Origin of the sequence: Yersinia aldovae ATCC 35236, from assembly GCF_000173735.1 — a bacterium.
GTDB lineage: Bacteria > Pseudomonadota > Gammaproteobacteria > Enterobacterales > Enterobacteriaceae > Yersinia > Yersinia aldovae.
Genome location: NZ_ACCB01000016.1, coordinates 23,164 through 35,466 on the forward strand (window position 1 = coordinate 23,164; position 12,303 = coordinate 35,466).

Sequence of the window (12,303 nt, forward strand, 5' to 3'; positions counted from 1 at the left end):
ACGGAGCAGGATATGAATCACAACGGATTGCAGCGGTTAACGTCAGGAATCAAAAAGTGCCAGGCGACCATCTTGGGCAGTGCCATGTTATTAAGTGCCGTGTTGCTATTGGCGGCCTGTGACGACAGCAGCGATAAAAAGGATGTCGCCGCGCCGGCAACTCAGGCCAGTGCGCCGGTGGCTAATACTGCGGTTAAAACGAATGATGCCGCTGTACTGGCAGCGTTGGCGAAACGCTATGCAGGGCAACCGATCACCTTGCTTGATGCTTCTGAGCTGCAACTCGATGGGGCCAGCGCGATGGTGTTGACCTTCTCGCAGCCGCTGGATACTAAACAAGATTTTGCCTCGCAGGTGCATCTGGTTGATACCGTCAGCGGTAAAATCGACGGTGCCTGGGAGCTATCCGATAATCTGATGGAGCTGCGTTTACGCCACCTTAAACCCGAGCGTAAGTTGTTATTAACCATAGACGGCACGCTGAAAGGCATCGGTGGTGGGCAACTGGGTAAACAACAGCAGCAGCAAATCACCACCCGCGACATCAAACCGAGCGTTGGCTTTGCCAGTAAAGGTTCTTTGCTGCCGGGCAAGCTGGCACAGGGCTTGCCAGTGATGGCGCTGAATGTGAATAACGTCGATGTTAACTTCTTTCGCATTAAACAAAGCAGTTTGGCCAGTTTCCTCGCTAGCTGGCAGTACCGCAGTGCGCTGTCGAATTGGGAATCAGACGAACTGCTGAAAATGGCCGATTTGGTCTATACCGGCCGCTTTGACCTCAATCCTGCGGTCAATACCCGTGAAAAGTTGCTATTGCCACTGGCGGATATCAAGCCGTTACAGGAGTCTGGTGTCTATCTGGCGGTGATGCAACAAGCCGGGCAATACAGTTACACCAATGCCGCCACCTTATTTACGCTGAGTGATATCGGTGTTTCGCTGCACAGCTATCATGACCGGATGGATGTCTTTGCTCAGGCGCTGGCCGGTGGTGCGGCGCTGAAAGGCGTGTCACTGCAAGTATTGGATGAAAAAGGGCAAGTGCTGATTCAGGCTGAAACTGATGGTCAGGGCCATGCGCAACTGGAAAAAAACACTAACGCTAAGCTACTGTTAGCCTCGCAAAACGGGCAGACCAGCTTAATCGATCTTACGGTTCCGGCGCTGGACTTGGCTGAATTTGATATTGCCGGGCCGGAAGGTTTTCAAAAGCAGTTCTTTATTTTTGGCCCGCGTGACCTCTATCGCCCCGGTGAAACCTTAATTGTTAATGGCTTACTGCGAGACGCCGATGGAAAACCTTTGGCAACGCAGCCAGTTAAAGTGGATATCCTCAAACCCGATAATCAGGTGGTGCGCAGCTTTGTCTGGCAGCCGCAGGAGGGCTTGTATCAATATCAATATGCTATACCGGAAGGCGGCCCAACCGGGGAGTGGTCGTTGCGCCTGAATTTGGGTGACAACCAGCCGCGTCTGTACAAATTTAAAGTGGAAGATTTCCTGCCAGAGCGTATGGCGCTGGAAATTACCACCAGCAAAGAACCGATTGCCACTGACAGCGAAGCCAGCTTTGCAGTAACTGGCCGCTATTTATATGGCGCACCGGCCTCAGGTAACCGCTTGCAAGGTCAACTGTTTTTACGCCCCTTACGCGAGGCGGTTGCCGCGCTACCCGGTTTTGAGTTTGGTTCTGTGACGGAAGAGAACCTCTCTCGCACCTTAGATGAGTTTGATACCACACTCGATAGCGACGGCCAAACGGATGTCGCTGTGGATAACAGTTGGCAGAATGCGCAATCGCCGTTGAAACTGATTTTACAGGCAAGCTTGCTAGAATCCGGTGGGCGGCCAGTAACCCGCCGTGCTGAACAGGCATTGTGGCCAGCCGATGCGCTGGCAGGTATTCGCCCGTTATTCAACAAGCAGCAAGTTTATGATTATCGCAGTGACAGTTATAAATCACAGGCGATGGTCGATCAGGACACCACGGCCGATTTTGAAATTATCTATGCGAATGCCAGCGGTAAAAAGCTGGCCGCCGATGGCCTGAAAGTGAAGTTGGTGCGTGAGCGGCGCGATTACTACTGGCAGTGGTCAGAAAGTGATGGCTGGCAGTCACTGTTTGATAAAAAAGACCTGACTCTGGCGGAACAAACGGTAAATATTGCCGCCGATGGCAGTGCCAAGGTCAGCTTCCCGGTGGAGTGGGGCGCTTATCGTATTGAGGTGAGTAATCCAGATAATGAATTGGTCAGCAGTTCGCGTTTCTGGGCCGGTTATAGCTGGCAGGACAATACCGGCGGCAGTGGAGCTGTTCGTCCAGATCAAGTCAAACTGACACTGGATAAGCCGGCTTATCGCCCCGGTGAAAAAGTGAAGTTACATATTGAAGCCCCCGCCGCCGGTAATGGCTATCTGTTGGTGGAATCCAGCGATGGCCCGTTGTGGTGGCAGGAAGTGACTATTCCGGCAGGGGGCGCGGATATCGATGTGCCGATTAACACGGCGTGGAACCGTCACGATTTGTATCTCAGTGCGACGGTGATTCGTCCTGGCGACAAAGCACAGCAAGCCACGCCAAAACGGGCGGTGGGATTGCTGCATTTGCCGCTGGTGGATGAAACTCGCAAACTGGCACTGCAATTGGATGCTCCTGAGCGTATTCGTCCGAACCAAACTTTAACCGTCAAAGTTAAAGCCAACCGGGTCGGTGCGCCATTGCCTGAAAAAGTGCAAGTACTGCTGTCGGCGGTCGACAGCGGTATCTTGAATATTACTGATTTCGCTACGCCGGACCCGTATGATGCTTTCTTTGGTCGCAAACGCTACAGCGTTGATCAATATGATGTTTACGGGCAACTGATTGAAGGGCAGGGGCGATTGGCCAGCCTGCGTTTTGGTGGCGATGGCGGTGACGATGATGCGCTGTCCCGTGGCGGCAAAAAGCCGATCACGGAAGTGACCATTGTGGCACAGCAAGCCCTGCCGGTGACCTTGAATGCACAAGGTGAAGGTACGGTTGAGCTGGCAATTCCTGATTTTAACGGAGAACTGCGCCTAATGGCGCAAGCCTGGAGCGCAGAAGATTTTGGCAACGCAGAGGCTAAAGTGGTGGTCGCAGCACCGTTGATTGCGCAATTGGCAACGCCGCGTTTTCTGGCGGGTGGTGACACGACACAATTGGCACTGGATCTGAGTAACTTATCAGGACTGCCGCAAACTCTGTCGCTCAAATTGGCCGCCAGTGACTTGCTGGCATTAAATGGTGTGCAAACTCAGTCAGTTACGTTGGCTAAAGGCGAGCGCAAAACAGTGTTGATTCCGGTGCGGGCGCTAAATGGCTTTGGCCAGGGAAATATCAGCCTGAAGGTCAGTGGTATGGTGCTGCCAAATGAAAAACTGCCGGATTATCAGCATATTTGGAAGATCGGCGTGCGGCCTGCAACTCCGGCCCAAACCCGCCATTTTGCCAACGTATTGCACCGTGGCGAAAGTTGGAGCTTGCCGGCGGATGCGACTGCGGGATTGATAGCAGAAACAGTGCAAGGCCAACTTTTGCTTACCAGCCGCCCTCCGCTCAATCTTGCCCGCTATATCAGCGAGCTGTACGCCTACCCTTATGGTTGTTTAGAGCAGACCGTCAGCGGATTGTATCCCTCGCTGTACAGTAACCATGCGCAGTTGAGCGCGTTGGGAATTAAAGCCGATAGCGATGAGAAACGTCGGCAGGCGATTGACGTCGGGATTGAGCACTTGCTCAGTATGCAGCGTCATAACGGCAGTTTTGGTTTGTGGAGTAACGACAGCCCGGAAGAGTTCTGGCTGACCGCCTATGCCACAGACTTCCTGTATCGTGCTAACCAGCAGGGTTACAGCGTACCGATCGCGGCGTTGACGGCGGCGAATAACCGTTTGCAGCGCTACTTGCAGGATCCAAATCAGGTAGAAACGCGTTCTAGCGAACAAGCCAAACATACCCGTTTTGCGGTGCAGGCTTATGCCGGTTTGGTGCTGGCACAGCAACAGCAAGCCTCACTTGGCGCACTACGCCAGTTGTACACCCGCAGCAACGAAGCCCGTTCTGGCTTACCGTTGGTGCAGTTGGGTGTTGCACTTAAATTAATGGGAGATATGCCGCGAGCCAAAGAAGCCATTAGTCAGGGGCTGGATACTTCGCGCAATGATAAGGATTACTGGCTGGAAGATTATGGCAGCGTGATACGTGATGACGCACTGATTTTGGCATTGTTGACTGACCACAATTTGTTGCCACAGGTGCGCGATACTCGTCTGTTGGTACTGTCTGATGCTTTGACCAGCCGCAACTATCTGTCAACGCAGGAGAGCAATGCGGTATTCCTGGCGGGTCGCACCATGATGAGTGGTGCTGAAACACCGTGGCAGGCTGCCATAGCTGCCACGGCGGAGAGTCTCGCTGAGAGTGCCACAGTGACACAAAACGCGGCATTGAATCAAAACTGGTCAGCGCCGCAACTGACTGGTGGTATGCAGATGCAAAATCGGGGTGATGTTGCACTCTATAGCCGCGTCAATATCGTGGGGTATCCGCAGCAAACACCTGCGCCATTCAGCAATAATCTGCATATTAGCCGCAGATATATTGGGTTGGATGGTAACCCATTACCGCTATCACACCTGAAGAGCGGCGAGCTGGTGTTGGTGCATCTGGATGTGTGGGCAGATAAACGGGTGCCTGATGCGCTGGTGGTCGATTTACTGCCTGCGGGGTTAGAACTGGAAAACCAAAATCTGGGTGACAGCAGCGCCAGTCTGGGGGAGAGCGCCAGTAGTGTGACTGAACTGTTACAGGATATGCAGCAGTCAGAGATTAAACATCAGGAGTTTCGTGATGACCGCTATGTCGCGGCAGTGAGTGTTGATGGTTATCGTCATACCACGTTGCTGTATCTGGCCCGTGCCGTGACCCCGGGGGTTTATCAGGTGCCCGCGCCGCAGGTGGAATCGATGTATGTACCGGACTGGCGTGCGCTGGGCACTACTGTGCCACAACTTGAAGTCGTAAAGTAAATGCTCACTCCCCCTTTGCGGCTCAGTAGCAAAGGGGGATGCTATCAATGTTAATGGGTAAAACCGCTTCTCCCGCTATCGCCGCAACGTTTGGTGGCTGGCGCTCATTGTTGTCCTGTTCCCGGCTCTATTGTGGCTGGCGGATAAGCGCTGGCCGCTGCCGCTGACAGAGGCTCAGGTCGCGCGGGTGGTGACCGCCGAAGATGGCACCCCGCTATGGCGCTTTGCCGATGCTGACGGGGTTTGGCGCTATCCAGTGACACTCGATCAAGTTTCACCTTATTACCTGCAAGCGCTGCTTACCTTTGAAGATCGCTGGTTCTACTCTCATCCCGGCGTGAATCCATTGGCACTGGCCCGCGCTGCCTGGCAGGATCTGCGGGCCGGTAAGATTCTGTCCGGTGGCAGCACGCTCTCGATGCAAGTTGCCCGCTTAATCGACCCACATCCCCGCACGTTAGCGGGTAAATTGCGCCAAGTATGGCGAACGGTTCAACTGGAATGGCACTTTTCTAAAGATCAAATTCTCGAAATCTATCTTAACCGCGCCCCTTTTGGTGGCACGTTGCAAGGCATTGGTGCGGCCAGTTGGACATATCTGGGCAAGCCGCCCTCACAATTAACGCCGGCAGAAGCCGCATTATTGGCTGCCTTGCCCCAGGCTCCGAGCCGTTTGCGCCCGGATCGTTATCCACTGCGAGCTAAAGCTGCGCGCGATAAAGTGTTAAGCCGGCTGGCGGATTATCAGGTGTGGCCGGTTGAACAGGTGGCTGATATCAAACAAGAAGATATCTGGCTGGCTCCGCGTCAGGTGCCGCAATTAGCTCCCTTATTGGCACGCCGCTTAACCCGTGGCAACCAACGCGAAGTGATTCAGACTACGCTGGACGCCGGTTTACAGCGTCAATTGGAAGATATGGCTGTGGGTTGGCGGCATCAATTACCAGAGAAAACATCGCTAGGCTTGCTGGTGGTGGACCATACCACCATGAATGTGCGTGCTTATCTTGGTTCGGTGGATTTTCAGGATAACAGCCGTTTCGGTCATGTGGATATGGTCAGTGCATGGCGATCACCTGGCTCGACGTTAAAGCCTTTTCTTTATGCAATGGCACTGGATGACGGCCTGATCCATGCCGAATCACTGTTACAGGATGTCCCGCGTCGTTTTGGTGATTACCGGCCCGGTAATTTCGATACCGGATTTCATGGGCCGGTTAGTGCCAGCGAGGCATTGGTGCGTTCGCTGAATCTCCCTGCGGTACAACTGCTGGAAGTGTATGGGCCGAAGCGTTTTACCGCCAATTTGCGTAATGGCGGTTTACACTTACGTTTTCCACCTCACAGCGAACCCAGCCTTGCGGTGATTCTGGGCGGCACCGGTTCACGATTAGATCAATTGGTTGCAGCTTATAGTGCTTTTGCTCGGGGTGGAATGGCTGCCACTTTACGTTTTGAGCCACAGCAAAACATACAGGAACGGCGGCTTTTTTCTCCCGGCGCGGCATGGATAACCCGCCGTATTCTTGCCGGTGAAGCCAGACCTTTACCGGATGATAACCTACCGGCAGTCGTGCCGTTGGCATGGAAAACCGGCACCAGCTATGGCTATCGTGATGCGTGGGCTATTGGCATTAACGCCCATTATACCATTGGTGTCTGGGTCGGGCGGCCAGATGGTACACCGGTTGCCGGGCAGTTCGGTTACGCCACCGCAGTACCAATATTGAATCAGGTTAATAATCTGCTGATGGGCGGATTGCAGCACAGTGGTCGTCAACTGCCAATCGATCCCAAACCCTCCTCGGTCACTCGGGCCGAAATTTGTTGGCCGGGCGGGCAACCCTTGGCCGCCGGTGATAGCAATTGTCGACAACGGCGACAAAGCTGGGTGCTCGATGGCACTGTACCACCGACTCTTGCCGCACCAGGGCAGGAGAACATGCAGGGCGGCCAGCTAAGTCTCTGGCTGAATGCGCAGGGGCAGCGAGTTGCTGCAGATTGCGCTGGCGCGATTGCTACCCCATTAACTTTATGGCCACTGCCGCTCGAACCGTGGTTGCCAGTAAGTGAACGCCGCCTGCAACGTTTACCCGCAGCTAGCCCTCAATGTGCGCCACAAGGCAGTATTGATGTGGCTCCGTTGCTGATTTTGGGGATACGTGATGGTGCGATACTAAAGCGCTTGCCGGGACATAATAGCCTCGACCTGCGGTTGGCGGCGCAAGGTGGGCAGGGCCAGCATTGGTGGTTCCTTGATGGGGAACAGGTGGCGGTGACCGAAAATAATCAGTCGTGGGTACAAACTTTATCGATACCAGGCCGCCATCAGCTTAATCTATTGGATGAAAGTGGTATGGTGAGCAATTTGTTGTTTCGGGTAGAATAAGCTTATATATAAAATTAATAAATGACAACTTATAACCTTATTTTATATTACATTATTATTAATGTTTTTGTAATAAATTAAATAATATTATTGTTTTTATTTATTCGATAGATTATCTCCAGTGTTGATATGGCACATTGCTATTCATAACTGGAGGATAATATGATTAATCACATTTACTTTGTAATGATATCTTCAGTTCTCTTAACTTCCCATATTTTTGCCCAATCCCCTAAAGTTTGTTTTTATGCTGATGAAGGTTTCCAAGGGGAGTCTATTTGTGCTACTCAGGGTCAGGCGGTCAGTGACCTTAAACATGAATGGAATGATAAAATATCATCTATTACCGTCCCTCATGGCATGGTGGTTACGGCATTTAAAGATATAAATTTTTCAGGGCGGTCTTTAACATTCAAAGAGAATATTGACTTATACTCATCCCGTCGATGGACAAATTTAAATAATGCAATTAGTTCCTTTAAAGTAAGGAGTGCTGCCTGCTTTTATGAACAGGATAGTTTTATCGGTGATTCTATTTGTATCTCTGGCAATGAACGGATTGACCTATATAGCGAAACTCGCCCGAATAGAAGCCATATCATGAATCCTCTTAATGATAGAATAAATTCAATCATTATACCACCAGACACTCAGGCTATTATCTATAGAAATGACAGTTATAGTGGTGATTACTTTGTTCTGACAGATAATTACACTGCATCAGATTTAGAAAATATAGATATGAATAATGCCATTAGTAGTATTAGAGTCTCTCAGTATGAGCACTTTCTCTGTGACCAACACTGTGTTATCAAAAACAGCATGATTATTCCTATACAATATGCCTTTGGTAGTCATTGGGCTGATAAAAGAATAGGTTATAAGCAAGTATTGATTAGCTTTAATATAACAAGCGAAGATGATTACACTATAGATATAGCCGGTGGTGGGTTTTTAAAGTAAAAGGAGGTGAAGTGTTTTTTCTTAATCAAGAAAGTAACAATAGCGCCATATTTAAAATAAACAATCAGGTCGGTAGGTTATCCATGTTATCGAGATTCAATGGCGGCTATTTTGAAGTTCAAATTATTGAGTCCAGTGATGGAGTGTCAGTCAATGTTTATCCGATTTTTAGCTATTTATTTGATGTTGATAATACCAATGTTAGGTTCTTTGTTAATAATGCAAACACGTTTAAACCGCTTATAATAAATAAGCTTGTTATGACCGTTGAGAAAAAACAGAATAGAGCCGAACGCGGTGTTGCAGGAGTCGCGGCCTGTTGGTTAGTCCCGCTGCTTAATATTTATAACTATATTATCCAGGGAAAGTGTAATCAGGCTGACCGTTTTATAACTGATGCCAGTGAGTTTTTCAGCACTAGTAGCGATAAAATATTGCAAATATCCGGTACGTCGGAACCTCTGCCCAGAATAGAAAATAATGACACCTTTCCTTCTGAAATACTCCTCGTAGATTTTGCGACGGACCCAACAGGCACATTGACTCATATTAATTCTAATATGAACGGTAAGTCATTAACGCTAGCGGCAACGGCACTGGCCTGCAACGTCTCGATGAAATATGAGGTACTTCCACATCTGCGCTCTCGCCGTGACCTTATTCCGCCTTGCATCGATTGGACGCTAAATATTCTGACTGATTTTACGCTGTTATTTGGTGATAGTGACAGTACTTGGAATGCTGAAAACTTTGGCCGCGTTATTGCGCGCATTATCAGTTCTGGAGATACCGGTTATACCGCATCCGATACTATTACAGATGCACGTTTAATTGAGAATGTTCGAACCTACGTTACCGAAAATATTGATAATGCCGCACTGATAAAAACGGCATTTGATTTTTCACAACTCAGCTATGCGGGTTATTTACGCCATAATGATGTGGGATCTGAAACCCAGCCGCCGCAAGTTGTGCAGTCACTACCTCAGGGGCGCTATGAACTGGCGCTACAAAATTTTCATTTTGTCGAGACGGTACCCAGAAGACAGCTTAATGGTGAGTGGATTGAACAACCTGAATTGCGTTTTGATGTCGAGGTGATCAGTGGCGCGACAGAAGATACATTGGCTGCTCGGCAAAATGTTACTCCAGTGATAGAAGAGTGGCGGCAACGGTACCATCAGGCTGCAAGGTCTTTAAAGGTTGTTGAGAAGATAGGAAGCACCAACACTCCAAATCTGTATCAGGGCATGGATGCGATTATTTCTGCTGCTGCTATGGTCAGTGATGTGGCGCAAAGTTGGTTAAGAACATCGCGCGATGACTATATCTATGTGATCGTGCGTTTATCCGGTGAGGTCATCAGCATCGCAATGGCGGTAGATATTAACGATGTTGATGTGGGCATTGCCGGTTCGTTGACCAGCCCTTCCTATGTCCTTAACCCTTCAGATAACGGAGTGATTAGAGGGGCCGGTACTGCGGCTATCAGGGTACTCGCCGACTATTTGGCTAAGAAAGGAAAGCGCGCACTGGTATCGGATGTTATCAGCCAGCCGTCAGCAATTGTAAAAAAGAAAGTGGGCTTTCAGTTTATCGATGAACTTTGATATTAATAACTTTTGAATTGAATTTTCGGGTATGGGGCACAGAGTATGGCAAACTGATTTTTATGCAAAGTGTGAGTTGTGCATAAAAATGAGGAATAAAGATAAATAATTTTTAATGAAATGTTGTGATTCCCGTATGCAAGCGCTAGCAGCGCACATATAATCTGCGGCCACTGTACCGGGTCGGCACAATTATAGAGTAAAGGAACCGTTTGCCAGCCAAGTCTATGTGCTTATTAATATTGCCTCTGTTTTATTAATGACACAGCGCAGTGCAGGTTCCGAGTCCGGTAAATATTAGAAATCCAATCGAGGTTATCATGGCTTTAGAACGTACTTTCTCCATTATCAAACCCAATGCTGTTGCCAAAAATAACATTGGCGCTATTTATGCTCGTTTTGAAAGTGCTGGTTTCAAAATCATTGCGGCAAAGATGTTGAAACTGACTAAAGAACAAGCTGAAGGTTTTTACGCTGAACATAAAGGCCGCCCATTCTTCGATGGTCTGGTTGAATTTATGACTTCCGGCCCGATCATGGTTCAGGTTCTGGAAGGTGAAAATGCCGTACAGCGCCACCGTGATATCATGGGGGCTACCAACCCGGATAACGCTCTGGCGGGTACTTTGCGTGCCGATTTCTCTGAAAGTTTCACCGCCAACGCGGTACACGGTTCTGATGCGGTTGAATCAGCCCTGCGTGAAATTGCTTATTTCTTTACCGAGAGTGAAATTTGTCCGCGCTAATTGATTGATTCTGTGTATGAGTGGTGGTTATTTAATCAACTGAAATAATAAAGTTGTCAGCGCACCTTTCCAATCATGGAATCCATGCTTTAAAATTTGTACAATGCCGCGCCCCGCTGGAGATATCTGCCGGGGCGTTCTATTATTTATTCATCGCCGTTTCGAAAGCCATACTCGGTTTAAAGCGCAGCGCCGTAAAGTGTAACAACGAGGCCACGACAACTCATGTCCGAACAACTCTTAGCAGCATCAATACCTGTTGATGCTGCATCTCTGTCTGACAATGCGGTTCAGACCGCCGCTCCTGCTAGCAGCAAAATTAATCTGCTCGATCTCAATCGCCAACAAATGCGCGAGTTTTTCGCTGAAATGGGCGAGAAACCTTTTCGGGCAGATCAGGTCATGAAGTGGATGTATCACTATTGCTTTGATGATTTTGAGCAAATGACCGATATCAATAAAGGGCTGCGTACCAAATTGCAGCGTGTTGCAGAAATTCGTGCGCCAGAAGTGGCAGAAGAGCAACGCTCGACAGATGGCACCATCAAATGGGCAATTAAGGTTGGCGATCAGCAAGTCGAAACGGTGTATATCCCAGAAGGTGACCGTGCAACGCTGTGTGTGTCATCTCAGGTAGGCTGTGCACTGGAGTGTAAATTCTGCTCCACGGCACAACAGGGCTTTAACCGTAACCTGCGGGTATCGGAAATCATCGGTCAGGTATGGCGTGCGGCTAAAATTATTGGCGCAGTAAAAGCCACTGGTATCCGCCCAATCACTAACGTAGTGATGATGGGGATGGGAGAGCCATTGCTGAACCTGAATAACGTGGTTCCAGCTATGGATATCATGATGGATGATTTTGGTTTCGGCTTATCCAAACGCCGCGTAACCTTATCGACTTCCGGTGTGGTACCTGCGTTGGATAAGTTGGGTGATATGATTGACGTCGCCTTGGCTATCTCGCTACATGCCCCGACCGATGATATTCGTGATGACATTGTGCCAATCAACCGTAAATACAATATTGAAACCTTCCTGGCTGCGGTGCGTCGCTATTTGGCGAAATCTAAAGCTAATGGTGGGCGGGTTACGGTTGAATACGTTATGCTGGATCACATCAATGACAGCACCGAGCAAGCCCATCAGTTGGCGGCGTGCTTGAAAGACACGCCGTGCAAGATAAACTTGATTCCCTGGAACCCGTTCCCAGGCGCACCTTATGGCCGTAGTTCAAACAGCCGGGTGGATCGTTTTTCTAAGGTATTAATGGAGTACGGTTTTACAACTATTGTGCGTAAAACGCGTGGTGACGATATCGACGCCGCCTGCGGCCAGTTAGCCGGTGAAGTTATCGATCGTACTAAGCGTACCCTGAAAAAGAAAATGGCAGGTGAACCTATTGCCATTAAAACAGTCTGATTCGTAAGATTCATGCTTGCATATAACTAATTGTTATTTAACTTATAATTTGCAAGGTGTCTAATACTGAAAAGATTATACCCTAAATAATTTGAGTTACAGGAATGCTGCTGGCAGCGGCCTC

The 12,303-nt window shown here is 49.3% G+C and carries 3 protein-coding genes and 2 pseudogenes; all 5 read left to right on the plus strand.

The genetic code is table 11. The annotated features are described in order from the left end of the window. Nucleotides 1-12 precede the first annotated feature (12 nt). The 5 genes and pseudogenes from YALDO0001_RS09495 (at nt 13) to rlmN (ending at nt 12,179) form a co-directional block, all read left to right on the plus strand. Nucleotides 13-5,049 carry an alpha-2-macroglobulin family protein gene (locus tag YALDO0001_RS09495; RefSeq protein WP_042839651.1) on the plus strand — a complete coding sequence of 1,679 codons (5,037 nt, stop codon included), beginning with the start codon at nt 13-15 and terminating at the stop codon, nt 5,047-5,049. A gap of 67 nt (nt 5,050-5,116) precedes the next feature. Next, nucleotides 5,117-7,438 (plus strand): annotated as a pseudogene (pbpC, locus tag YALDO0001_RS09500) (peptidoglycan glycosyltransferase PbpC); the annotation flags it as partial. A 162-nt stretch (nt 7,439-7,600) separates the two neighbouring features. Next, nucleotides 7,601-10,011 (plus strand): annotated as a pseudogene (locus YALDO0001_RS09505) (peptidase inhibitor family I36 protein). Nucleotides 10,012-10,331: 320 nt separating this feature from the next. Then, the gene (ndk, locus tag YALDO0001_RS09510; protein WP_004702449.1) at nt 10,332-10,757 is read left to right on the plus strand and encodes a nucleoside-diphosphate kinase; all 426 of its coding nucleotides are present in this window, start codon (nt 10,332-10,334) and stop codon (nt 10,755-10,757) included. 225 nt (nt 10,758-10,982) lie between these two features. After that, entirely contained in the window at nt 10,983-12,179 is a 1,197-nt protein-coding gene (rlmN, locus tag YALDO0001_RS09515; RefSeq protein WP_004702451.1) for a dual-specificity RNA methyltransferase RlmN, read from the plus strand. The last annotated feature ends 124 nt before the right edge of the window (nt 12,180-12,303 follow it).

Excerpts from the sequence above, each read along its gene's own strand:
- YALDO0001_RS09495 (WP_042839651.1), top strand. The coding sequence starts at position 13 with ATGAATCACAACGGATTGCAGCGGTTAACGTCAGGAATCAAAAAGTGC.
- ndk (WP_004702449.1), top strand. The coding sequence starts at position 10,332 with ATGGCTTTAGAACGTACTTTCTCCATTATCAAACCCAATGCTGTTGCC.
- rlmN (WP_004702451.1), top strand. The coding sequence starts at position 10,983 with ATGTCCGAACAACTCTTAGCAGCATCAATACCTGTTGATGCTGCATCT.